The 23,305-nt window shown below is 69.4% G+C and carries 21 protein-coding genes and 1 pseudogene; 10 read left to right on the top strand and 12 right to left on the bottom strand.

The annotated features are described in order from the left end of the window. Nucleotides 1-2: 2 nt before the first annotated feature. The 3 genes from gnd to dnaA form a co-directional block, all read right to left on the bottom strand. The gene (gene gnd, locus O6P37_RS15600; protein ID WP_264014460.1) at nt 3-896 is read right to left on the bottom strand and encodes a phosphogluconate dehydrogenase (NAD(+)-dependent, decarboxylating); all 894 of its coding nucleotides are present in this window, start codon (nt 894-896) and stop codon (nt 3-5) included. A 31-nt stretch (nt 897-927) separates the two neighbouring features. After that, nucleotides 928-2,121, bottom strand: coding sequence for a DNA polymerase III subunit beta (dnaN, locus tag O6P37_RS15595; RefSeq protein WP_408633180.1), 1,194 nt, complete (start codon nt 2,119-2,121; stop codon nt 928-930). Nucleotides 2,122-2,734: 613 nt separating this feature from the next. Continuing rightward, entirely contained in the window at nt 2,735-4,225 is a 1,491-nt protein-coding gene (gene dnaA / locus O6P37_RS15590) for a chromosomal replication initiator protein DnaA (protein WP_269894937.1), read from the bottom strand. A 560-nt stretch (nt 4,226-4,785) separates the two neighbouring features. On the opposite strand from dnaA, the gene rpmH reads away from it, so the two are divergent. From rpmH to O6P37_RS15540, 10 genes are all read left to right on the top strand, one after another. Next, a complete protein-coding gene (gene rpmH, locus O6P37_RS15585; RefSeq protein ID WP_264014458.1) occupies nt 4,786-4,929 on the top strand; it encodes a 50S ribosomal protein L34 in 144 nt (47 codons plus the stop codon). Between the two features lie 21 nt (nt 4,930-4,950). Further along, nucleotides 4,951-5,307: a ribonuclease P protein component gene (gene rnpA, locus O6P37_RS15580; RefSeq protein WP_269894936.1), complete on the top strand. Its 357-nt coding sequence runs from the start codon at nt 4,951-4,953 to the stop codon at nt 5,305-5,307. Then, complete coding sequence (gene yidD / locus O6P37_RS15575) at nt 5,304-5,633, top strand: membrane protein insertion efficiency factor YidD (RefSeq protein WP_269894935.1); 330 nt, start codon at nt 5,304-5,306, stop codon at nt 5,631-5,633. The genes rnpA and yidD overlap by 4 nt, the downstream gene beginning before the upstream one ends. A gap of 43 nt (nt 5,634-5,676) precedes the next feature. Next, nucleotides 5,677-6,732, top strand: a complete 1,056-nt coding sequence (gene yidC / locus O6P37_RS15570) for a membrane protein insertase YidC (RefSeq protein ID WP_408633183.1) — start codon at nt 5,677-5,679, stop codon at nt 6,730-6,732. Nucleotides 6,733-6,767: 35 nt separating this feature from the next. After that, on the top strand, nt 6,768-7,331 hold the full coding sequence (locus tag O6P37_RS15565; protein ID WP_269894933.1) for a Jag family protein: 564 nt from the start codon (nt 6,768-6,770) through the stop codon (nt 7,329-7,331). 48 nt (nt 7,332-7,379) lie between these two features. Then, nucleotides 7,380-8,081, top strand: coding sequence for a 16S rRNA (guanine(527)-N(7))-methyltransferase RsmG (gene rsmG / locus O6P37_RS15560; RefSeq protein WP_269894932.1), 702 nt, complete (start codon nt 7,380-7,382; stop codon nt 8,079-8,081). Beyond that, nucleotides 8,078-9,148, top strand: coding sequence for a ParA family protein (locus tag O6P37_RS15555; protein ID WP_408633179.1), 1,071 nt, complete (start codon nt 8,078-8,080; stop codon nt 9,146-9,148). The genes rsmG and O6P37_RS15555 overlap by 4 nt, the downstream gene beginning before the upstream one ends. A gap of 39 nt (nt 9,149-9,187) precedes the next feature. Further along, entirely contained in the window at nt 9,188-10,171 is a 984-nt protein-coding gene (locus tag O6P37_RS15550) for a ParB/RepB/Spo0J family partition protein (protein ID WP_269894930.1), read from the top strand. Nucleotides 10,172-10,389: 218 nt separating this feature from the next. Then, nucleotides 10,390-11,133: an acetyltransferase gene (locus O6P37_RS15545; protein ID WP_269894929.1), complete on the top strand. Its 744-nt coding sequence runs from the start codon at nt 10,390-10,392 to the stop codon at nt 11,131-11,133. 4 nt (nt 11,134-11,137) lie between these two features. Then, entirely contained in the window at nt 11,138-11,995 is an 858-nt protein-coding gene (locus tag O6P37_RS15540; RefSeq protein ID WP_269894928.1) for a class I SAM-dependent methyltransferase, read from the top strand. Between the two features lie 13 nt (nt 11,996-12,008). Here the strand turns inward: O6P37_RS15540 and O6P37_RS15535 are convergent, their stop codons facing one another. The 9 genes and pseudogenes from O6P37_RS15535 to O6P37_RS15495 all read right to left on the bottom strand — a co-directional run bounded on the left by O6P37_RS15535 (nt 12,009) and on the right by O6P37_RS15495 (nt 23,250). Continuing rightward, on the bottom strand, nt 12,009-12,407 hold the full coding sequence (locus O6P37_RS15535; RefSeq protein ID WP_269894927.1) for a VOC family protein: 399 nt from the start codon (nt 12,405-12,407) through the stop codon (nt 12,009-12,011). Nucleotides 12,408-12,428: 21 nt separating this feature from the next. Continuing rightward, complete coding sequence (locus O6P37_RS15530; RefSeq protein WP_269894926.1) at nt 12,429-13,622, bottom strand: N-acetylmuramoyl-L-alanine amidase; 1,194 nt, start codon at nt 13,620-13,622, stop codon at nt 12,429-12,431. A 144-nt stretch (nt 13,623-13,766) separates the two neighbouring features. Then, the gene (gene trxA, locus O6P37_RS15525; protein WP_269894994.1) at nt 13,767-14,105 is read right to left on the bottom strand and encodes a thioredoxin; all 339 of its coding nucleotides are present in this window, start codon (nt 14,103-14,105) and stop codon (nt 13,767-13,769) included. A 33-nt stretch (nt 14,106-14,138) separates the two neighbouring features. Continuing rightward, nucleotides 14,139-15,110 (bottom strand): thioredoxin-disulfide reductase, encoded by a 972-nt coding sequence (gene trxB / locus O6P37_RS15520; RefSeq protein WP_269894925.1) that lies wholly within the window; start codon nt 15,108-15,110, stop codon nt 14,139-14,141. A 109-nt stretch (nt 15,111-15,219) separates the two neighbouring features. Continuing rightward, complete coding sequence (locus tag O6P37_RS15515; RefSeq protein ID WP_332909797.1) at nt 15,220-15,513, bottom strand: hypothetical protein; 294 nt, start codon at nt 15,511-15,513, stop codon at nt 15,220-15,222. 103 nt (nt 15,514-15,616) lie between these two features. Continuing rightward, nucleotides 15,617-16,189: pseudogene (gene sigM, locus O6P37_RS15510) on the bottom strand (RNA polymerase sigma factor SigM); the annotation flags it as partial. A 100-nt stretch (nt 16,190-16,289) separates the two neighbouring features. Beyond that, nucleotides 16,290-20,021, bottom strand: a complete 3,732-nt coding sequence (gene murJ, locus O6P37_RS15505; RefSeq protein ID WP_269894924.1) for a murein biosynthesis integral membrane protein MurJ — start codon at nt 20,019-20,021, stop codon at nt 16,290-16,292. Further along, nucleotides 20,018-22,474 (bottom strand): DUF6049 family protein, encoded by a 2,457-nt coding sequence (locus tag O6P37_RS15500; RefSeq protein WP_269894923.1) that lies wholly within the window; start codon nt 22,472-22,474, stop codon nt 20,018-20,020. Before O6P37_RS15500 ends, murJ begins: the two co-directional genes overlap by 4 nt. Further along, nucleotides 22,456-23,250 (bottom strand): NUDIX hydrolase, encoded by a 795-nt coding sequence (locus O6P37_RS15495; RefSeq protein ID WP_269894922.1) that lies wholly within the window; start codon nt 23,248-23,250, stop codon nt 22,456-22,458. Before O6P37_RS15495 ends, O6P37_RS15500 begins: the two co-directional genes overlap by 19 nt. Between the last annotated feature and the right edge of the window lie 55 nt (nt 23,251-23,305).

Here is a 23,305-nt window from a genome sequence, read left to right as displayed (position 1 = left end):
GGCTAACCGGACTCGCTGATCCTCTTGACGGCGTGACCCCCGAACTGGTTGCGCAGTGCCGCGACGGCCTTCATCGTCGGCGAATCCTCCTGACGCGAGGAGAATCTCGCGAACAGGGACGCTGCGATACTCGGCACCGGGACCCGCAACCGGATCGCCTCTTCCACCGTCCAGCGGCCCTCACCGGAATCCTCTGTGTAGCCGGAGATCTCGGCCAGCTGCGGATCTTCCTTCAGCGCCTTGGCAAGCAGCTGTTGCAACCACGACCGCACCACGGTGCCGTTGCTCCACGCCTGGTACACCGCCTGCGGATCCGTGATCAGTTCCTCGGCGGCGAGCATTTCGTAGCCCTCGCCGTACGCGGTCATCAGGGCGTACTCCACCCCGTTGTGCACCATCTTCGCGAAGTGACCCGCGCCCACCGGCCCGGCATGCACGAATCCGTCCGCCCGGTCACCCGGCGGCCGCAACGTGTCGAAGATCGGCATGGCCCGCTCGACGTCGGCGTCGCTGCCGCCGACCATCAAGCCGTAGCCCTCCTTCAAACCCCACACACCGCCGGAGACACCCGCGTCGATGAACGCGATTCCCTTCTCGGACAACAGCTTCGCGTGCAGACCGTCTTCGGTGTAGCGGGAGTTGCCGCCGTCGATCACCAGGTCGCCCTCGCTGAGCTCGTTCGCCAGCGTCGCGATCGTGTCATGGGTGATGGGTCCCGACGGCACCATCACCCACACCACCCGGGGTGCCGCGAGGGCCTCGGCCAGCGCGCCGATGGTGGGCACGTCGGTCACCTCCGGGCGTGGGTCGAATCCGACGACCTCGTGGCCACCTTCACGCAGGCGCTCCCGCATGTTGAAGCCCATCTTGCCCAGCCCGATCAGACCCAGCTGCATGTATGCCCTCTTCTCCGGCGGTAGGGGCCGGTCAGCCGGGAAGCCGTACCGGCATCAACAGATACACGTAATCGGTCTGGGCGGCCGGGTAGGGGCCACTTGCGCCGACGGTTCCATCATCCTCGCCTGCCGGCCGCAACACAGCGGGACGGCTGGGTGTCGTGAAGCCGAACGCCACCCGCTCGGAATGCAACGAACCCAGGCCGTCGGTGAGGTAGGTCGGGTTGAACGCGATGGTCAACGGATCGCCGGCGAACGACACCGGAAGATCCTCCTCGGCGCGGCCGACGTCGTCCGCACCGGCCGACAGCCGCAGCGCGTCCTCGGAGAACTCCATCCTGATCTGCGCCCCACGGTCGGCGACGAGCGCGACGCGCTTGATCGCCTCGGTCAGCTCGGCGACGCCGATGGTGGCCACCGCGGTGTGCTCGCTGGGCAGCAGCTGGCGGAACTTCGGGAACTCGGCGTCGAGCAGTCGGGTGGTGCTGCGCTTACCCTCGCTGCGGATACCGAGCAGGCCTTCCTTGCCGACCGTTGCCCCGGCGCCGAGCGACAGGTGGACGTCGGAACCGTCGGAACCGGCCTTGGCCGCTTCGGCCAGCGTCTTGGCCGGCACCAGCACCGCGGCCTCGATGTCGGCGGTCCCGGTGGACCACGTCAGCTCGCGGACCGCGAGGCGGAACCGGTCGGTCGCCGCCAAAACCACCGATTCGCCGGAGATTTCGACCCGGATCCCGGTGAGCATCGGCAGCGTGTCGTCCCGGCCGGCGGCAACCGCGACCTGGCCGATCGCCTCGGCGAACAGAGCGGCGGGAACCACACCGGTCTCCTCGGGCAACGTGGGCAGCGTCGGGTAGTCCTCGACGGCCATCGTCGGAAGCGAGAATCGGGAGCTGCCGCAGGTCAGCGAGACGCGGGTGCCTTCGACGCTGACGTCCACCGGCTTTGCGGGCAGCGCCCTGGTGATGTCGGACAGCAGCCGTCCGGAGACCAGAACGCTTCCCGGAGAAGCGATTTCGGCTGCGACGCGGACCTCGGCGGAGACTTCGTAGTCGAATCCGGAGATCGTCAGACCGTCGTCGCTGCCGGTGAGGAGCACCCCGGCGAGCACCGGGACGGTCGGCCGGGTGGGCAGATTGCGGGCCACCCAGGCCACCGCGTCGGCGAAGTCCTCACGCACCAGTCGGAATTTCAGATCCGTGAGACCAGCCGTCGATGTCGTCACGTCCAAAACGTCCCTTCGATGAACCACACAATCAGCGATAACCAGCGGTTTCCCGGCGTCTCAACCCGCGTGACCTGCATGCGATGCGATGACCGTAACGGCTGTCGAAGAACCACCGTAGAGCTTTCCGCGCCAACTTGAAAGCTAATCGATCGGGGTGACAACCGGGGGTGTGCGGCCGTCCGGCCGGGGTGGTGACGGAGTTTCCCCAGGCGCTGTCTTCAGAGAGGAAACCAATGGAGATAAATGAGTAACAGTAATAGGGGCTGTGGACGCTGGGGATGAAGCCGCGTCGGCGCTGGCAGTCATGCGTGTCGAATTGTGAGTGGGCTGTGGACGGGCCGGCTGCGGGCGGTCGGGAACTGTGGAGCACACGGTGGATGTGTGACAACTTCGGCGGTTCGCCCGATCGGCCACCATGTTGTTCACACCGTTGTGCACAGGTCGCCGCGGTGACGAGTGATGCCGATGTGACGGAAGTTTTTCGCCGCGAGGAGTGCGATTCGACGTCCGACGGCACCCAGCCGGGTGCGTCGGGATGACATGGCGGTGCGGGGGAGCGCACACGAATGGTGCGCGGGACACCGCGCGGGATGAGATGGAGTGAAGGGTCTCAGCGCTTGGAGCGCTGACGGATCCGGGTGGTGAGTTCCTTGACGTGATCGAACACCTCACGGCGCTCCGCCATCTCGCCGCGGATCTTCTTCTCGGCGTACATCACCGTGGTGTGGTCGCGGCCGAAGGCCTGACCGATCTTCGGCAGCGAGAGCTCGGTGAGCTCGCGGCACAGATACATCGCGATCTGCCGTGACTGTGCCAGCGCCCTGGTCTTGCCCGGGCCGCGCAGTTCTTCCACGGTGGTCTCGAAGTATTCGGCGGTGGCGGCCATGATCGCCGCGGTGCTGATCTGCATTGTGCCGGCATCGGAGATGAGGTCCCGCAGGACGATCTCGGCCAGCGACTTGTCGATCTGGGTCTTGTTCAACGAGGCGAACGCGGTGACGCGGATCAGGGCGCCCTCGAGTTCACGGATGTTGCGTTCGACGCCGGCCGCGATGAGTTCCAGCACGTCAGCGGGCACGTCGAGGCGGTCCATCTGCGCCTTCTTGCGCAGGATCGCGATGCGTGTCTCGAGTTCCGGCGGCTGGACGTCGGTGATCAGGCCCCACTCGAAGCGGGTTCGCAGCCGGTCCTCCAGTGTGGCCAGCTGCTTGGGCGGCCGGTCGGAGGAGATCACGATCTGCTTGTTCGCGTTGTGCAGCGTGTTGAAGGTGTGGAAGAACTCCTCCTGGATGCCTTCCTTGCCCTCGATGAACTGGATGTCGTCGACGAGCAGCACGTCGATGTCGCGGTAACTGCGCTTGAACGACGCCTTGCGGTCGTCGCGCAGCGAGTTGATGAAGTCGTTCGTGAATTCCTCGGTCGACACGTACTTGACGCGCATGCCGGGGAACAGCCTCTGGGCGTAGTTGCCGGCGGCGTGCAGCAGGTGGGTCTTGCCGAGACCGGACTCGCCCCAGATGAACAACGGGTTGTACGCCCGGGCCGGCGCCTCGGCGATCGCGAGCGACGCGGCGTGGGCGAACCGGTTCGACGCACCGATGACGAAGGTGTCGAAGGTGTAGCGGCGGTTGAGGCTGACGGCGTCGGCGGCAGAGGAGTCGGACGCCGGAGCGCGGAAGTACGTCGGCCAGCTTTCCTCGGCGCTGGCGAGCGCCTCTCGGTCGTCGTCGACCTCGTCGGGCTCGGTGACCGCGGCCGGTGGCGGCGGTCCGGTGGCGTCGTCGGCGTCGTCGGTCGAGGGGGTGGCGATGCGCACCCCGAGCTCGACCCGCTGACCGAGGTGCCGGCTGAGCGCGGAGATGATCGGTTCGCGGAGGTGGCGTTCGATCTCGTTCTGCACGAACGGCGTGGGAACCGACAGCAGGGCAAATCCCTCGGTGATCACCAGCGGCTTGACGAGTTTCAGCCAGGCCCTTTGCTGAGGAGTCAGGACGGGCAGTGGGCCGGAGCCGTTGCGGTCGCGGGTGTCGGCGTCGCCGTTGAGGTCGGCCAGCACGTTGTTCCACACGGCGACGAAGGGTGGGTCGGGGTCAGCAGTCAATTGACGCCTACCCCCTCGTGGTCGGTCCAAGGACGACCAAAGGAACGAAGACGGTCTGTCCACATGGTTATCCACAGTCTGTGGATAGAGACAGTACGTCGCCGCTCTCTGTTGTCTACCGGCGTGAACGCCGCAGGCCGGGGCTCGTCACAGTGGTGGTGCATGCTGTGGGCTCTCGGTGCGGTGGGCATCCTCGCTTCGTTGTCGCCGCCGCCCCGATCTGGGAACGGCATTGCCAGAAGCTAACAGTTTTCTCTCGACGTGCCAACCGTTCTGCAACATTGTTTGGGCACTCCTGGACAGCTTCTCGAAGACGGTGAAGGTTGTGACTGTTGTGAACTTTTCCGGCCCCGTGAGGAGCGGTCCGACCAGGTTTGACCCAGCGAAATCTCGTCAGTACCCTCGAACAGTCGCCCGCACGTGGCGACACGGCTGCGACCCGGGGTCCGGAGACCGCGCCGGTTAGCAAGACGCATGAGCTTACCAACGGCGACCGCGTCCACCGACACAGTCCGCTGTGCGTGGCGCGTGGCCGCCACTCGTAACGAGGAGATATTGCCGTGGCCAAGGGCAAGCGGACCTTTCAGCCCAACAACCGCCGGCGTGCGCGCGTCCACGGCTTCCGGTTGCGGATGCGCACCCGTGCCGGGCGTGCGATCGTCTCGGGTCGTCGTCAAAAGGGCCGTCGTTCGCTCACTGCGTGATCCGACGCAGGATCTAGCGCGGTGCTTCCGGCCCGGTACCGGATGACGCGGTCGACGGAGTTCAGTTCCACGGTCAGTCAAGGGGTGCGCTCGGCGCACCCCGATCTGGTGCTGCACGCCGCCCTCGACACCGTGGATGACAGCGGTCCGAGGATCGGTCTCGTTGTGGCGAAGTCCGTCGGCAACGCCGTCGTGCGCCACCGGGTGTCCCGGCGGTTGCGTCACGTGGCCCGGACCGTGCTCGAGGATCTCGACAGCCGCGACCGGTTGGTGATCCGGGCGCTGCCGAACTCCGCCCGTGCGGTCTCGCCCGATCTGGAGCGCCAGTTGCGCGACGGTCTCGCTCGCGTGCGGCGCCGGCGGGGGACATCGCGATGAGTCGGCTGCGGGGCACGGGTGCGATGGCGGCGCGGGCGGTCATCGCGGCCATCCAGCTCTACCGGCACACTGTCTCGCCGCTGCGATTGCCGACCTGCCGGTTCATGCCGACCTGCAGTCAGTACGCCGTCGACGCGCTGACCGAGTACGGACTGGTGCGCGGCGGATGGTTGGCCGTCGTCCGGCTCGCCAAGTGTGGCCCCTGGCATAGGGGAGGATGGGATCCGATCCCGGAGCGTGGCAGCGGTGCGTGCGCGCACTCCGAGCATGCGAGCGGCACCGAAGCGGCCGACGACGACCAAGTCTGGAGCAAGGCGAGTGTTTAACTGGTTCAGCCTCGACATCATCTACTACCCGGTGTCGGCGATCATGTGGGTCTGGTACAAGGCCTTCTCCGCCATCCCGTTCCTGGGTCCGGACAACTTCTTCACGTGGACGCTGACGGTGATGTTCCTCGTGTTCACCCTGCGCGCGATCCTCTACAAGCCGTTCGTGCGGCAGATCCGCACCACCCGGCAGATGCAGGAACTGCAGCCACAGATCAAGGCGCTGCAGAAGAAGTACGGCAAGGACCGCCAGCGGATGGCGCTCGAGATGCAGAAGCTGCAGCGCGAGCACGGGTTCAACCCGATCCTGGGCTGCCTGCCGATGCTCGCGCAGGTGCCGGTGTTCCTCGGCCTCTATCACGTGCTGATGTCGTTCAACCGGACGCAGACCGGCATCGGCCGGCTCGGGCTGTCGGTGGAGGAGAACCGCAGCCTGGGCAACTACGTGTTCAGCGCGACCGACGTCGGGCACTTCCTGGACGCGAACCTCTTCGGCGCCCCGCTCGGCGCGACGATGATCCAGCAGCACGGTCTGCTGGCGTTCACCGAATTCAACCGCCTGTCGGTGATCCTGGTCGGTGTGCCGATCGCGCTCCTGGCCGGCATCGCCACCCACTTCAACAGCCGGGCATCGGTGGCGCGGCAGAGCATCGAGGCGGCGGCCAACCCGCAGACGGCGATGATGAACAAGCTCGCCCTGTACGTCTTCCCGCTCGGCGTCATCGTCGGTGGCCCGTTCCTGCCGCTCGCGGTGATCATGTACTGGCTCGCCAACAACATCTGGACCTACGGACAGCAGCACTACGTCTTCGGCAAGATCGAGAAGGAAGAAGAAGCCAAGAAGACCGAGGCGCTTGAACGCCGAGCCGCCAATGCGCCGGCGCCTGGCGCCAAGCCGAATCGGGCGCGCAAGGCGTCGGCCGCCGCCCCGGGCAAGGACGTCGCCGCGGGAGAGCCGGAGTCGGAGGCCGCGGAGCCGACGAGCACCGCATCGGTCGATGGAGAGAGCAACGGCAGCCCCACGAAGGCGGCCGGCGGAGAACAGGTCGCCAACCGCACGCCGCGGCCGGGCGCCCGTCCGAAGAAGCGAAAGCGTTGACCAGTCCGCGGACTGGGGGAGAGGGAGAGACACAGATGACGGACGCTGATACCACCGAGCGCACCGACGAGATCGACGCCGGCCTCGAGCAGGCTGACGCCGAGGAGAACGCCGCCCGGCCTGCCGGGGAGGACCTCGAGGAACGGTTGGTCGCCGAGGGCGAGATCGCCGGGGACTATCTGGAGGAACTCTTGGACCTCCTCGACTTCGACGGCGACATCGATCTCGACGTCGAGGGCGACCGTGCGGTGGTGAGCATCGACGGCGGCACCGACCTGAACAAGCTCGTCGGCCGCAAGGGCGAGGTGCTCGACGCACTGCAGGAACTGACCCGGCTGGCCGTGCACCAGAAGACGGGTGAGCGGAGCCGGCTGATGCTGGACATCGCCGGGTGGCGCCGCAATCGTCGCGACGAGTTGGCGACGCTGGGCGACAAGGTGGCCCGCCGGGTGCTGGAGACCGGGGAGCGCGAGGAGCTGGCGCCGATGACCCCGTTCGAACGCAAGATCGTGCACGACGCGGTGGCCGCGGTCCAGGGCGTGCACAGCGAGAGCGAAGGCGTGGAGCCGTCCCGCCGTGTTGTCGTCCTCGCTGACTGATCCTCTGAGTTACACCGGTGTAGTTCTCTCGAGCGGTTCGGCGGAGGGATGTTTCACGTGAAACATGCTGACGCCGGGCCGCCACCGGAGGCGGGGCGGACCCTTTTCGGGGACCGCCTGCCTGACGTCCAGCGCTACGCGGAGATCCTCGCTGGCGCCGGCGTCGAGCGCGGGCTGATCGGGCCACGCGAGGTCGAGCGACTGTGGGAACGCCACGTCCTCAACAGTGCGGCGATGGCCGAGTTGCTCACCCCGCACGAGCGGCTGGTGGATATCGGCAGCGGCGCCGGGCTGCCCGGGATACCGTTGGCTCTGGCCCGGCCGGACCTCGAGGTGACCCTCGTGGAACCGATGCTCCGCCGTAGCGAGTTCCTCACCGAAGTGATCGCCGAGTTGGGACTCGCCGTGGGCGTCGTCCGCGGCCGGGCCGAAGACAAGGCAGTGCGCGAACAGGTGGGGGAGATGGACGTCGTCACGTCACGCGCCGTCGCCTCGTTGAACAAGCTCGCCCGGTGGAGCATCCCGCTCCTTCGGGACGGTGGCCGGATGATCGCCCTCAAGGGCGAGCGCGCCGAGTCAGAGATCGAAGAGCACCGGCGTGTGCTGGCGTCGGTTGGCGCCGTCGATGTGAGGGGGTTGAAATGTGGCGCGGACTATCTAGATCCACCCGCGACCGTGGTCGTGGCGCGGCGCGAGGTGAAGAAGCCGAGATCGGCTCGGTCGGAACGAACGGGCAGGAGAACTCGATGAGGCCGGGGCCAGACAGCGAACGGACCGGGCCGCGCGGTGCGGCCGCTCCGCTTCCACCGACCGGTGCGGCGGTGCCGCCGCGAGCGTCCACCGCGGGATCGCGGGCGAGCAGCGGAGCGCAGCCTCCCCGCGATGTTTCACGTGAAACATGGCAGCGCGGAGCGAGCGGCGGCGCGTGGACCGACGATGCCGGCATCGACACCCCGATCGGCGCCGAGGCCGAACGGGCGGTGCGCCTACTGCACACCACGCAGGGCCACCTTCCGCGGCCGACGCACCAACGGGTGTTCACCATCGCCAATCAGAAGGGCGGCGTCGGCAAGACCACCACGGCGGTGAACGTCGCGGCGGCGCTCTCGCTGCAGGGCCTCAAGACCCTGGTGATCGACCTCGACCCGCAGGGCAATGCCAGCACCGCGCTCGGCATCGAGCACCGCCCTGGCACCCCGTCGTCGTATGAAGTCCTCATCGGGGAGATCCCCGTCGCGGAGGCGCTGCAGCGCAGCCCGCACAACGAACGGCTGTTCTGCATCCCGGCGACCATCGACCTCGCGGGCGCCGAGATCGAATTGGTCAGCATGGTGGCGCGCGAAGGCAGGCTGAGGACCGCGCTGGCCGAGCTCAAGCAGTTCGACTTCGACTACGTGTTCATCGACTGCCCACCGTCGCTCGGACTCCTGACGATCAACGCGCTCGTGGCTGCGCCGGAGGTGTTGATCCCGATCCAGTGCGAGTACTACGCGCTGGAAGGTGTCGGCCAGTTGCTCCGCAACATCGAGATGGTCAAGTCGCACCTCAATCCCGAACTCAACGTGTCGACCGTCATCCTCACCATGTACGACGGCCGCACCAAGCTCGCCGATCAGGTCGCCGCGGACGTCCGCGCGCACTTCGGCAGCAAGGTGCTGCGGACGGTGATCCCACGCAGCGTGAAGGTGTCCGAGGCGCCCGGCTACGGCATGACGATCCTCGATTACGACCCGGGCTCACGCGGCGCGCTGAGCTATCTCGACGCGAGCCGTGAACTCGCCGAACGGGGTGCACCGGGCGAGGCCCCGCCGCGATGAGCACCCCCGCGACAGCACATCCGTGACGAGAGGACGACGATGACTCAACCCACCCGCAAGCGCAGCGGCCTCGGACGTGGTCTGGCATCCCTCATCCCGACCGGTCCGGCCGACGAGGGCGGCCCGGGCACCATGGGACCACGGATGGGTGACGCCGCGGCCGACGTGGTGATCGGCGGGCTTCCGGTCGCCGAGCCGAGCGATGTCGGCGCGGTGTACCGGGAGATCGATCCGGCAACCATCGAGCCCAACCCGCGCCAGCCCCGGCAGGTGTTCGACGAGGAGGCGCTCGCCGAACTCGTGCACTCGATCCGTGAGTTCGGTCTGATGCAGCCGATAGTCGTGCGGGCAGTCAGCACCGGTACCGAGTCATCGCGCTACCAGTTGGTGATGGGGGAGCGGCGGTGGCGGGCGGCCCAACAGGCCGGCCTGGCCACCATCCCGGCCATCGTCCGCGAGACGGCCGATGACAGCATGCTGCGCGACGCGCTGCTGGAGAACATCCACCGCGCCCAGTTGAACCCGCTGGAGGAGGCGGCCGCCTATCAGCAGCTGCTCGAAGAGTTCGACGTCACCCACGATGAACTCGCGACGCGGATCGGCCGCTCCCGTCCGCTGATCACCAACATGATCCGGCTGCTGCGCCTGCCGATAGCCGTCCAGCGCCGCGTCGCCGCCGGGGTGCTGTCCGCCGGCCACGCCCGTGCCCTCCTCTCGCTTGAGGGCGGGCCGGAACGGCAGGAAGAACTGGCCGCCCGCATCGTGGCCGAGGGGCTGTCGGTGCGCGCCACCGAGGAAGCGGTCACCCTGGCCAATCGGGGCGACGGCTCGGCACCCTCGGCTCCGCGGCGCAAGCCGATTCAGATGCCGGGCCTGCAGGACGTTGCTGAGAAGTTGTCCTCGGCGTTCGACACCCGCGTCACCGTGAGCCTGGGCAAACGCAAGGGCAAGATCGTGGTGGAGTTCGGGTCGGTCGAAGACTTGCAGCGGATAGTGGACTTGATGAACTCGTCGCGACGATGACCGTCCACACACGGTAATTACGTCACTGTGACACTGATGCCAATGCGCACGTCCGACTGCGTTCATCGACTAAGCAATCGTGATGGGCGACAACCTGTTTCGTCTGAACATGTGATTTCGTCGCGGGAAGCGGCGGAAACCGGGCCCGGCTCGGCGGGCTTCCCTATCCTGGAGGCGCACACGCGCATGCCAGCCCACCGACGAATCCGGGGAGTCTAGTGCCGGCCCGAATCACGCCTCTTCGGCTCGAGGCATTCGAACAGCTGCCGAAGCATGCGCGCCGCTGCGTGTTCTGGGAGGTGGATCCGTCCACCCTCGGCGCCGACGACCACCTCAGCGACCCGGAATTCGAGAAGGAAGCGTGGCTGTCGATGGTCATGCTGGAGTGGGGTTCGTGCGGCCAGGTCGCCATCCACGCGGCGCCGGGGTTCGAGGACGCGGCGCCCACCGATGACACCGGCTCCTGCCTTGGGTACGCGTTCTACGCGCCGCCCCGTGCCGTCCCGCGCGCCCGGCTCTTCCCGACCGGACCGGTGAGCGCCGACGCGATCCTGCTGACGACCGTCGGCGTCGAATCCGGCGACGGCTGCGACGGGTTGTCGCGCAGCCTGCTGACATCGGTGGTGAGCGACCTCGTTCGACGGGGCGTCCGTGCGCTCGAGGCATTCGGCAGGACCGCCGAGGCGGCCGAGCTCGCCGACCCGCGGCTGGTGCCGGGCGATCTCGGGGCGGTTGTCGAGACACTCGGCGACTGTTCGGTGGATCAGTGCATCATCGCCGCCGACTTCCTCGAAGACGTCGGCTTCACCGTCGTCGCCCCGCATCGGTACTTCCCGCGGCTGCGCCTCGAACTGGAACAGGGCCTCGGCTGGAAGGCCGGCGTCGAGGCGGCGTTGGAGCGGCTGCTCGAGCACGCGCAGTTGGAGCAGCCCGTCGGCGCCGGCGCGGGCCGCATCGGATAGTCGCGTGGTCGGCGACATCCGCGGCCACGCGGCCGCGATCGCGGCGAACCGAGCCAACTGGGACGACCGCGCCGACGTGCACGTCGCGTCGCGCATGTACGACGTCGACGGGTTCCTCGCGGATCGCTCCGCAATCTCGCGGGTGGTGCTCAACGATCTGTCGGTGCTCGCCCCGCACCTGCCCGGCGGTCAGGCGCAAGGCAGGTCACTGCTACATCTGCAGTGCCACATCGGGTTGGACACCATCTCATGGGCACGGCTGGGCGCCGTCGGCGTCCACGGACTCGACCTGTCGCCCAACTCGCTTCGCCATGCCACCCGCATCGCGGTCGCCGATCGGAGCGACGTCACATGGGTGGGAGGAGACGCCCGGTTCGCGGCTCGTCTGATCGACCGCCGATTCGAGATCGTCGTCACCAGCGCAGGCACGATCGTATGGCTGCCGGACCTCGAGGACTGGGCGGCATCAATTCACGACCTCCTCGAACCAGGCGGAGTGTTCCTCATCCGCGACGACCACCCCATCCTCGGCGCGATGGCGTTCTCGCCGTGGGACATCAGCGACGACTACCTCGGTGGTGGCGGACCTCGCACCTACGAAGACTCCGGCTCGTACACCGAAGAATCGGCCGGCCTCATCGCCCATGTCGAGAATCACGAATGGCGCCACGACGTCGGCGAGGTGGTCACCGCGCTACTTCGAGCCGGCCTTCGGATCGAGGCCCTCGCCGAGCTGCCCTACATGGACTGGCCGGCATTCACCGAACTGGTTCCCTGTCAGCAGGGTTGGACGCTGCCCGACTCCATGCCGAGGATCCCGTTGAACTTCGCGATCGTAGCCAGACGCGAAGCGAGTCGTTGAGCCGACCAGGGATTCAGTCCCGGTCGTGGTGACACACCGCTTCGAGCAACACGCCGAACGGGTCGAGCCAGAAGGTCGCGAAGTAGGGCGGCTGGTACTGCGGGAACGACTGGGGCTCGTGCACCACGTCGGCGCCGATCCGCTGGACGAGTCGATGAACGGCGTGCACGGCGGACCGGGTCTTCACCATGAATGCGAGATGCTGCAGTCCGGCGCGGTGACGTGAGTAGGGACCGGCCTCGACGGCCGGATAGAAGAACAGATACGTACCGGGCTTGCCGCCGGCCGGACGGAAGGCGAACTGATCGTCGGCGGCCAGGAACGGCTCGAACCCGACCAGCGGCATCAGTTCGTCGTAGTACTTCTTCGCTACAACGAGGTCGGGGACGTTGAGTCCGATGTGCCCCAGCATGTCTCGCGCGGCACGGTCCCGCTAGGACGGGAGCCGGCCCGCCTGCTCCACCGACAGTTCGTGCGCCAGCAGTTCGGCGAACGTGAAAGTCCCTGTGGGACGGTCGTTCTTGCCGAGCAGGTACAGCCGTTTCACCGCGGCGAGGATGCCCTCGGCGACCGAGTCACGGGTCTGCGTCGACACCAGCAGCGAGAGGTCCTGCGGGTTGGTGATGTACCCGACGTCGACCTGCACGGTAGGCATCCGGGTCAGCCGGAGCAGGTCCCACGTCCTGCCATGAGTACGGCAGTCGCGTAATCCGGTGCGGGCCACCACTTCCCGTTGGATGAAGTCGGCGAGGTTGCGGCCGATGGTGGACACCGAACCGTGTGAGTTCCCGAAGTGGAACGACGCGACGCCGTTCGCCGACGGACTCGACTGGGCGGCGCAGCGCAGGCTGATCATCAGGTCCGCACCGACGGTGTTGGCCGTCTCGGCGCGTTCGGCATCCGTCAGCGCCCGATTGTTGGGCCGCGACAGGAACGTCTCCATGCCGATCGCGGTCATCCGGCCCTCGAGCCGACTCGCCAAGTCCCACAGGATGTCTGCTTCGCTGATCGGGCCGGCCGGGCCGTTCATGATCATCCCGTGGTCGGCGCCGCCGCGGCCCGGATCGATGATCACCCGCTTACCCGACAGCCGGGGCCCCGAGCGCCGCACCAGCTCCTCCTCGCGGATCGCGTGCGGCGACCCGCCGGTCACCCTGGATCCGAGGAAGTACAACGACCGCAACGTCTCCGGGCCGCAGATGCCATCCGGGTACAGGCCGTACTCGCGCTGATAGGACATCAACCCGTTGTGCGTCTGCAGCCCGAAGTGACCGTCGACCAGGCCGGTGTAGAAACCCAGGTCCTGCAGCCGGGCCTGCAGTGTGGCGACGTCGTCGCCGTACATCGGGGCGCCGAACTGGTGGGCCAGCGTGCGGGCGCCGAGACGGTAGGAGGCCTCTTTGAGCGCACGGTAGGTGGCTTCGCCGACGATGCCGTCGACCAGCAGGCCGCGGTGCTGCTGAAAAGCGCGGACCGCGTGGTCGAGCTCGCCGTCGAACACGTCGAGTGCGACGTGCTTGCCGGTGCTCAGGTCATCGTCCGGGCTGTCGATCAGGCCCAGTGCGGACAATGCCGCGCGGACCTCGGTGACCGCACCCCCGCGGTCACCGCGACGAAGAATCGACATACTGGCCCTCCAGGATGGCCTTTCGATCCGGCTGACAGAAAATGACAGCGCCGACTATTTCATGAACCGCTAGCCAGTATTGTCGCAGACCTTCGCCAGAATCCGGAAAACCGCAGGCGGGTCGTGGTTGCCGCGTGGCGGATGTCAGACCAGGTCGGCCAGTTCGCGAAGCAGCGCGGCCTTGCCCTTGGCGCCGACGATGCGCTTCACCGCTTCGCCGTCCTTGAACAGGATCATGGTCGGGATCGACACCACCTGGAAGTCGCGTGCGGTGTTCGGGTTGGCGTCGACGTCGAGCTTCGCCACGGTCAGCGCGCCGGCCTTCTCGCCGGCGATCTCCTCGAGCACCGGGGCGACCATCTTGCACGGGCCGCACCAGGTCGCCCAGAAGTCCACCAGAACCGGTGTGCTGCTTGACAGTACGTCGTCAGCGAACGAGTCGTCGGTGACGGCGACCGTCGCGGAGGTCTCGGGCATCGTAATTCTCCTTCGGTTCGGACTGTGGTTCAGACGGGGTCAGATCGGCGCTGAGATCTCTTGATCAGTCGGGGCGGCGCCGACCTCGGCGAGCCAGCGCTCAGCGTCGATGGACGCCGCGCAGCCGCTGCCTGCCGCGGTGATCGCCTGCCGGTAGACCCGGTCGACGAGGTCGCCCGCGGCGAACACGCCCTCGATCGAGGTGCTCGTGGTGCGACCCTCGACCTGGACGTAGCCGTCGGGGTCGAGCTCCACCTGACCGCGCACCAGGTCCGAGCGCGGGACGTGCCCGATGGCGACGAACACGCCGGTGACGGCGAGCTTGGACTCCTCGCCGGTGATGGCGTCGCGCAGCCGGATGCCGGTCACCTTGGGGTCGCCCTCGACCTCGGTCACCTGGGTGTTGGTCAGGAACGTGATCTTCTCGTTGGCGCGGGCCCGGTCGAGCATGATGCGGGAGGAGCGGAACTCCTCGCGCCGGTGGATCACGGTGACGCTGCGAGCGAACCGGGTGAGGAAGGTGGCCTCCTCCATCGCGGAGTCGCCGCCACCGATCACCGCGATGTCCTGGTCGCGGAAGAAGAACCCGTCACAGGTTGCACAGGTGCTGACGCCCATCCCGAGCAGCGTGTCCTCGCCGGGCACGCCGAGGTGACGGGCCGCGGCGCCCATCGCCAGGATCACCGCGCGCGCCCGGTGGGTCTCGTCACCGACGGTGACCGTCTTGACCGGACCCTCCAGCGACACCTCGTCGACGTCCTCCATCCGCAGGTCGGCGCCGAATCGCAGGGCCTGCTCGCGCATCTCGTCCATCAGTTCGGGACCGGTGATGCCGTTCCGGAAGCCGGGGAAGTTCTCCACCTCGGTGGTGGTCATGAGTGCGCCGCCGAACTGGGTGCCCTCGAAGACCAGGGGCTCGAGCTGGGCACGGGCGGCGTAGATCGCCGCGGTATAACCCGCCGGGCCAGAACCGATGATGATCAGGTCGTGGACCTTCGATGAGGTGGTCATGTGGGCCTTTCTGCCGTATCACGCCGGCACGGGTACAAACACCAGCCTAGGTCCGGGTGTTCCCCGATCGGCTGTGGGTCAGACTACGACCGGCGCAAGTGTGCGGCGGTCAACACCCGGGCCGGGGGTGGGGCGGCGCCGCCCGCAGTGCTGCGGTGACACCCGCCGTCACCGCGGCAGGCACACCGCCGGCGGACGCGTCGTCACCGCCCAGACGCGCGAGGTCACGCCGGACGCGGTCCAGCGCCGCCAGCGTGGCAGCCGCCGCGGGATCGGTGCGCAACCGGCGCCACAGCCGGGCGGTCGTCTCGGCGTCGAGGGTGCCGGCCTGCAGCTCGGCCAGGAGTTCAGGCGTGATCGGGCCGTCGGGCGGCGCGGCGTCCGTGCGCCCCTCGTCCGGCATCGCCGCTCCCGCCCTTCCGTCGCATCGCCACTGGCCTGCCCGCCCAGTCTCCACCATGGGTGCCCGCGATGCGGCGCCCTGTCCGCGGTTCGCGCGTCGGCTCGGCGCCCGCATCGAAGTAGTGCAGTGCCTCGGCGAGTTTGGCGCGGGCCCTGCTGCACCGGCTCTTGACGGTGCCCTCGGGCACGCCGAGCATCCGCGCCGTCTCGGCCACCGAGTAGCCCTGCATGTCGACGGCGACCACCGCGGCCCGCTGCTCCACCGGGAGTGCCAGCAGCGCGCGCTCCACCACGATCGCGGTGTCGACGCGGGCGGTGGAGTCGCCGGCGGGCAGAGCGTCGTCGAGCAGCGCGGTGGTGGGGTGGTTCTTGTTGCGGCGCAGCCGGTCCAGGCAGGCATTGATGACGATGCGGTAGAGCCAGCTGCTCACCGCCGAGTCGAACCGAAACGCGTGGGCCTTGCGGTGCGCCTTGAGCATGGCGTCCTGCAGCGCGTCGGCGGCGTCCTCGGGGTTGCGGCTGGTGACCAGCGCCAGCCGGTAGAGCTGCCGCTCGTGGCGCAGGAACAGCACCTCGAACGCGTACCGGTCACCCGCGACGTGCGCGGCCAGCAGGTCCGCGTCCGACTGGCAGTGCGTCACCCCCGGTGGTTCAGAGGTTCCCCCGAAGCTCTCCACACGCCGAACACTAAACGGCGCCGGAGGGCGATCGAGACACCAGTTTGCGCCGATGGCTCCCACCGCGGGTTCAGCGCCGCAGGCCCCTGGGGACAACGCCTCAGGGGGCGGCCTCGAGGGTGACCTCGGCGATGTCGCTGCGGCTCTCCCCGTCGACCTTGCCCAGCTTCGAGACCCACACCAGCACGTTCGACGTCGGCGCCGCGTCGCTGATCTCGATGGTGTTCGAGCCGGGGCGCACCGGCGTCGCGGGCGTGAGTTCGGTGGTGTCGTCCAGCGACGACGGGGAGGGCGACGAGGCGGACCGGATCTCCACCTCGGTGCCGGTGCTGTTGAGGTCGATCTTCACCGCGGACAGCGTGGTGGGCTCGGAAAGTTCGAGCATCAACCCCACCCCGTTCTTGAAGTTCGGGAACGGTTCGGGGTCGGAGTAGGTGTCGATCGGCCACACGGTCGAGGCGTTGCCGTCGATCGCCAGGCCGGCCTCATCGGGCGCATCGGCCTCACCCTCGGGCGAGAACACCGTCACCCGAACGGGTTTCACGGCGGTGCCGGTACCGCCGCCGGACTCGCCGGCCTCGGTCGACGACGGTGCGTTCAGTCCCAGTTCGTCGCCGTCGAGGCCGCCGCCGACATCGCCGAAGATGCGGCTGAGCACCGTGGCGAGCACGATCAGCGCCACCACCAGGATCGCGCCGCCGATCGCCAGCCCCACCATCAGGCCCTTGCGGCGACGGGCCACGAACTCTGGGTCGTCGTCCGGTGCCGGGCGTGCCCGCTCCGGCCCGTTCGGCTGGTCGACGGGGTTGATCTGCTCGGTGCGGTCGGCGATCGCGGTCGCCTGCTGCAACAGGTTCAGCAGCGTGGGCGCGCTGCGGATGCCGCCGTCGGGCTGTATCGCGTGGGCGGCGGCGGCCGAGATCTGGAACGGGATGTCGCGGTCCACCGACCGCGGCTCCACCGGATTGCCTGCGCTGTCCAGGTCGGCGGGCCGCAGGCCGCTCGGCAGCCCCGGCTCGTCGAGTGGCCAGCGGTTGACCAGCAGCGCGTACAGCGAGGCGCCGATCCCGCGGATGTCGGCCTCCGGCGTCGCGTCGGGCATGGTCGCGGGGAACGCCAGCGCCACGTCGCCCTCGATGCTGACCCGGACGCGGCTGGGATGGTCGATCGACAGCGACACCCCGGAACGGTGCGCGGCCTCGGCCGCAGCGGCCAGGCTCTGCATGGCGCGGGCGCCGCCGATCGGCGACGGCGAGGTGTCGGCGACCTCGGCAAGGGAGCCGCCGCGGATCCACTCCGACACGATCAGCCCGCCCGACCCGGTGTTTGCGACGTCGAGAACGCGTGCCACCCCCGGCATGTCGATGCGGCTGAGCTTGAGGGTGCGGCCGAGGATCTCCTGCAGCTGGTCGTCGGGCAGCGTCGCGTCGGGGTCGACGAACGTCAGTGCGACCTGGCGGTCCAACGCGGTGTCCACGGCCTGCCAGAACTGCAGGTTCGGCGGACCGCCGTGGAAGACCAGCAGGCGGTAGCGACCGTTGGCGATGGTGGCGCCGGGGATGAGGTGAACATCCTCGTCGGAGGTGGCGGCCTCGATGGCTGGTTCGCGCGGCGCGTCGAAGGGCAGCGACTCGCGCGTCGGGTCGCCGCCGTAGTCGGCAGGCGGGCGCCCCGATGCGGGCATCGGCGTCGTGCCGTTGGGCACCTCGGCCGTGACGTCCCTGTCGGCGGCAGCATCGTCGGAGTAGCCGACGTCGGGCTGGAAGTCGTCGGCGGTGGCGCGGGGCAGCTTGGTGGTGGCCGTGCGGTCCGGCGCAGGTACGGCGTCACCCGCGGATTCGTCGGTCACCGCTGGTCCTTTCCGCATCCCTGCCCCCGCCGGGGGTCCTGGCCAGCCGGCGGGCGGTCCTGGCCGCCGCCGTTCCGGATGGAGATTCCTGTGCTCAGGGTACGGGAACCGGCCATCCGGGCGTGGCGAGACGGCACGCCCGGCGGGCGCCGCGGGCGCCGCGGGTGCGCGTCCGAACCGCCGCCGGACCGCCGCAAGCGCCGCGGTCGCCTCGGGCACCCGCGCGGCGATCAGCACCCCGGCGATGATCGGCCCCATCAGCAGTCCGATGACCGCCAGCCGCACCAGCGAACCGCCTGCGCCGAAGCGTTCCGTCAACGACTCGAGCCCGAGCAGCTGGTCGGCGACGTGGGCGACCAGCCCGGCGAGCAGTGACGCGGCGACCGTCACCAGGATCGTGCGCACCACCTGCCTGTCGAAGAGCCGTCCGCCGGGCGGACGCAGATGGGAGCGCAGCAGCAGATAGCCGACCACGGCGCCGGCGATGAAGCCCAGTCCGTTGGCCAGGCCCAGGTAACCGGCCACCAACTGGGGGTCGTCGGTCAGGTGCGGCGCGGCCAGTGATCCGGCGATCTTGACCGCGGTGATGAACACGATGACGGCGATCGGCGTCCACGGCCGTTCGCGGGCGTAGAACACCCGGAGCTGGAGCAGCACCAGCGCGTACGGGACCAGCGTGAACGCCGAGAGGGTGATCGCCATGCCGAGGTAGCCGGCGGCCTCGGGGGTGAAGTTGCCGTAGGCGAACAGCGCGCTGCCGATCGCAGGCCCGCCGACGGTCATCACCGCCACGATCGGGATCAGGGTCACCATGGTCAGCCGGGTGGCCAGCGACAGGTCGGCCCGCACGGCGGGGAGGTTGTCGGCGGCGGCGTTGCGGCTCAGCCGCGGCATCACCACGGTCAGCACCGTCACGCCGATCACGCCGAAGGGCAGCATCAGGACGATCCAGGTGTAGTTGTAGATCGCCGGTCCCGACGCCGCCGCGGTGCTGGCGATCTGATTGCCCACAATCAGGCCGAGCTGGCTGATCAGCACGTAGCAGACCATCGCGGCGGCCATCGCGCCGAACCTCTTGAGCCGGTCGTCGAGCCCCCACAGCGGGCGCAGGCTGATGCGCTCCTTGCGGATCGCCACCAGCAGCACCACGGTCTGCGCGACCACACCGAGGGTGGTGCCGATGCCCAGCACCAGCAGCTTGGCGTTGCCCATCTCCACCGGGTCGAGCGACAGTTCACCGGGGACCAGCATGTAGACGCCGAGCGTGAGGATGGCGATCACGTTGTTGATCACCGGTGCCCACGCAGGCGGGCCGAACACATTGCGGGTGTTGAGGATGGCGGTGAACACCGACGACAGCCCGTAGAACAGCACCTGGGGCAGCAGCAGGAAGGCGAAGGCGACCGTCAGCGGGCTGTTGACCTGCGGGTCGTCGCCCAGCATCAGGCGCACCAGCACGGGAGCGGCGGCCACCGACAGCACGGTGGTGACCAGCAGGAGGGCGGTGGCCAGCGTGACCAGCCGCCGCACGAATGCGGTGCCGCCGTCGGCGTCGTCGCGCTCGGCCCGGGCCAGCACCGGGATGAAGATCGCGGTGAACGTGGCCTCCAGCACCAGGGCCGCGATGAGGTTGGGCAGCTGGTTGGCCACCGAGAAGGAACTCAGCAGCGCGTCGCCGAGCAGGTAGGCCAGCAGGGCCATCCGCAGGAATCCGGTGATGCGGCTGATCAGCGTCGCCAGTGCCATGCCCCACGACCGCGAGACCACGGCGGCGTCGGAGAGTTCGGGGCGGCCCGCCCGCCGCCGCGGAGCGGGTCCGCGGGGGATGCGCTGGCGGGGTGGTGGCGGCGGCAGCCGGCGGGGAGGGGGCGGAGGTCCCGGCGCTGCGTGGCGGCGCGGCGGCGGAGGGGTGCTCGGCCTGCGCTCGAACGGCTGGACCGGCGGCGGCGTCGGCTCGGGCCCCCACCGCCCGGTCGTGCTCATGCCCGGTCGCCCGGTGACGCGCGACCCACCCGGTTCGCGTCGGCATCCGCGCCGGGCGCGTGCCGGATCGCGGTGTCCAGCGGGTCGGACGGCTCGCTGTCGATGTCGTCGTCGATGTCGTCGTCGAGGTCGGCACGGTCGGGCTGGCCGCGGAACCGGTGCCACAACCGCCGGCCGACCAGCAGTGCCAGCACCGCGCCGCCGGTCAGCGTGATGAAGAACAGCACCTTGCCGTAGGCGTTGGAGTGCACCGACAGCCGCACCGGTTCGCCGAGCGGCAGCCCGTCGTCGGTCTGCAGTGCGACGTCGACCGCCACTCGCTGGGTGAAGTGCACCTCGATCGGCACCCGCAGCGGCAGGAAGCCGGGCGGGAGTTCGATGACACCCATGTCGGTCACCGACATGCCCGGCGGGGCGTCGACCTGCAGGCGCACCCGCACCGGGACCGGCAGGTCGTTGCGCAGCGCCAGCGGCAGCGGGCTGCGCTCGGTCGCCAAGGTGTAGGCGCCGCCGGGGTTGACGACGGTGACCGCGCCGAACAGGTCGTCGACGGTGTCTGCGATGCGCGAGAGCCGTTGCTGCGCAAGCCCGTTGCGGGCACCGGGCGGCACGGCCAGGCTGAGCGCGCGCAGCATGTCCTCGCGCAGCGGCGCGGTGTACTGGGTGCCTGTCAGGCCGGTGCGCGTGTCGGTGGTCAGCGCCGCCGAGAGTCCGTTGAGCCGGCCGACGGCCGCGGCGATGCCGGACGTGACCGCCTGGTCGATGCGGCCGTCCGGGTTGCCCAGTTCGGCGGGCGGGGGCGGGGCCAGCGGCTGGGGCGGAAGCGCGTCGCCGTCGGCGATCACCTCCGCCAGCGGACGCGGCACCGCGAGGCCGGCGCGGATCGCGGTGGCGGCGGCGGTCAGGATCGCCTGCGCGTCGTCGGCCCGCACGTTCCACGTCAGCGGCGGCATCAGCAGCTGGGTGCGCGGCGCGGCATCCGGGCGCAGACCACGCCACAGCAGTGAGCCGAGCGCATCCTGGCGGCGGGCCACCTCGGAGTCGTGCTGGACGGGGACCTCGAGCGACGGATCCAGGTAGGTGGGGGCGACCGGCTCGGAGCCGACCCCGGCGAGCGCGGCCCCGACGGTCGGGTCGAACCGCACCGCGACCAGGTCGGGAGCGAGGCGCATCGGGGCGAGGTCGGCGGTGCTCAGCACACCGGTCGCGGAGTCCTGCGCGGTCAGGTCGGCCGCGGCGATGGCCACCCGGCGGCCCTGCGCGGACAACAGCTGTGCGGCCGGTCCGGTCAGGGGACCGTCGCCGACGATCGTCACGCCCCGCACCGACGGGACACCCAGCAGCTGGTCGACGATGTCGGCGGCGCCGGTGGTGGCGATCGTGCGCAGCGCCGGGTCGCCGACGCGCTGCACGGCGTCGAGGTCGGCCTGGGCGTAGGTGGTCGGCGCGACACACATCCGCTGCGCCAGCGCCTTGAGGCGGTTGAGCCAGCTGATTGCGGCGTCCTGACCGGTGCCGGGCCGCGTCGGGGTGCCGGGTCCGGCATCGACACCCTCGTTGACGACGTAGCCGGTGGTCATCGCGTTGACCGTGACGAGCAGATCGGGGTCGACGGCCAGGCACAGCGCGCCGCTGAGCTGCCCGCCTGCGTCGACGGTCGGCCCGACGGCGAAGTCCACCGCCGACAGCAGGGTGTCCAGCCGGCCGCCCGGCGCCAGCGAGGTGGCCAGCTCGTCGTCGACCAACCGCACGGGCGCCGCGCCGCCGGGGACGCCCGGCGCGAGGCGCGGCCGGTCGGCGAGTGGCCAGAACATGGTCAGGCGGACCGGGCGGGACGTGTCGGGCGGCACCACGGAGGTCAGGGTCTCGGCGACCGACGCGGCGGCGCCGTCGGGCGGGACGCCGAGCACGGGCAGCAGGAACCGGGCGTCGTCGAGCCGGGCCGGCGCGCCGTAGTCCGGGGTGCCGTTCACGTTGACCAGCACCGGGAACACCCCCGGCGCGCCGATGGCCAGTGAGGGCTGGTCGGGGGAGCGCAGCGGGTAGCGCAGGGTGAACGGCACCTGCCTGCCGCGCTGGAGTTCGGGGGCGAGCGTGACGAATTCGGCCACGGGGGCGAACTGGTCGACGTTGCCGGTCAGGTTGGTGCGCAGCCCGGCGGAGGAGTCCACCGCCGCGGCGTGTTCGAGGCGCACCATCACGTCGCGCACCGGGCGGTCACCGACGTTGAGCACCACGCCGGACACCGTGACGACGGGTTCGCTGGTGGTGGTGACGACGTCGGGGGTGACCCGGTCGATCCGCAGCTGCAGGAACGGGGTGGCGCCCGGTTCACCCGCGGCGGCCTGTGGCAGCGCGGCGGGGACGGCGAAGAGTACGAGCAGCGCCACGGCGGCGAAGAGCCGCGGCAGCACGGCCGGGCGGCGCCGGGCGGTCACGGCCCCTGTCCGCATCCGTTCGTCCGCCGGCCTGTTGTGGGTGGGCTCGACTCGTCGCGACGACGGTTGCGGGTGTGGGAGTGGGTCTGCGGGCGCCGCCGCGGCGAGCTGTGCGGCAGTGGGGGCAGCGAGGCGGCGCCGTCGGTGTGCAGTTTGTCGATCAGCTCGCCGGCCACCTCGGCGAGGCGCCGCTCGTCGGCGTAGGCGAGCCGCGACGGCAGCTCCTTCAGCGGCACCCACGCCACCTCGGTCACCTCGACGTCCTCGTCGGACAGCTCACCGCCGAGGAACCGCATCAGGTAGTGGTGCACGGTCTTGTGGACGCGGCGGCCCTCGGTGACGAACCAGTAGTCGATGCTGCCGAGCGCGGCGAGCACGCTGCCCTGGATACCGGTCTCCTCGGCGACCTCGCGGATCGCGGTCTGCTCGGCGGTCTCGCCGAGTTCGATGTGGCCCTTCGGCAGTGACCACAGCATCCGGCCGCGGCGATCGATGCGACCGATCAGCGCGGCGACCTGACCGTCCTTGGGTCCGTCGAGACCGTCGATGACGAGGCCGCCCGCGGACGTCTCGTGCACGGTGCGCAACCGCTCCGGCGGGCGGCGCGGCCGGTTCTTCTGCTGCTTGGCGTGTTCGGCGGGGGTGCGGGGCGGGGTGGGCGCCGCCGAATGGTTGTGCGGGCCCACGACTTGCTGACCATCCTGCTGACCGGCCTCGGGCGGGCCTGCCGCGCGTCGGCCGCGGCGGCGCCCGCGGCGCCGTCGTGGTTTGGCCTGTTCGCCTTCCGACACCCAAGCGATAGTAGCTGCCACCTGGTATACGTCCCGGCCGCACTCACCGGTCGGT

This window comes from Mycobacterium hippophais (assembly GCF_027529605.1).
Lineage (GTDB): Bacteria > Actinomycetota > Actinomycetes > Mycobacteriales > Mycobacteriaceae > Mycobacterium > Mycobacterium arseniciresistens.
The sequence above is the reverse complement of the archived record's forward strand: the minus strand, read 5'-3'. Positions and strand labels throughout refer to the sequence as shown.

Bases quoted from the DNA above. Each gene is read 5' to 3' on its own strand.
- gnd (WP_264014460.1), bottom strand. From the start codon at position 896: ATGCAGCTGGGTCTGATCGGGCTGGGCAAGATGGGCTTCAACATGCGG.
- yidD (WP_269894935.1), top strand. From the start codon at position 5,304: ATGAGTCGGCTGCGGGGCACGGGTGCGATGGCGGCGCGGGCGGTCATC.
- yidC (WP_408633183.1), top strand. From the start codon at position 5,677: ATGTGGGTCTGGTACAAGGCCTTCTCCGCCATCCCGTTCCTGGGTCCG.
- O6P37_RS15565 (WP_269894933.1), top strand. From the start codon at position 6,768: ATGACGGACGCTGATACCACCGAGCGCACCGACGAGATCGACGCCGGC.
- rsmG (WP_269894932.1), top strand. From the start codon at position 7,380: ATGTTTCACGTGAAACATGCTGACGCCGGGCCGCCACCGGAGGCGGGG.
- O6P37_RS15555 (WP_408633179.1), top strand. From the start codon at position 8,078: ATGAGGCCGGGGCCAGACAGCGAACGGACCGGGCCGCGCGGTGCGGCC.
- O6P37_RS15550 (WP_269894930.1), top strand. From the start codon at position 9,188: ATGACTCAACCCACCCGCAAGCGCAGCGGCCTCGGACGTGGTCTGGCA.
- O6P37_RS15535 (WP_269894927.1), bottom strand. From the start codon at position 12,407: ATGCTGGGGCACATCGGACTCAACGTCCCCGACCTCGTTGTAGCGAAG.
- O6P37_RS15530 (WP_269894926.1), bottom strand. From the start codon at position 13,622: ATGTCGATTCTTCGTCGCGGTGACCGCGGGGGTGCGGTCACCGAGGTC.
- trxB (WP_269894925.1), bottom strand. From the start codon at position 15,110: ATGACCACCTCATCGAAGGTCCACGACCTGATCATCATCGGTTCTGGC.
- O6P37_RS15515 (WP_332909797.1), bottom strand. From the start codon at position 15,513: ATGCCGGACGAGGGGCGCACGGACGCCGCGCCGCCCGACGGCCCGATC.
- murJ (WP_269894924.1), bottom strand. From the start codon at position 20,021: ATGAGCACGACCGGGCGGTGGGGGCCCGAGCCGACGCCGCCGCCGGTC.
- O6P37_RS15500 (WP_269894923.1), bottom strand. From the start codon at position 22,474: ATGCGGACAGGGGCCGTGACCGCCCGGCGCCGCCCGGCCGTGCTGCCG.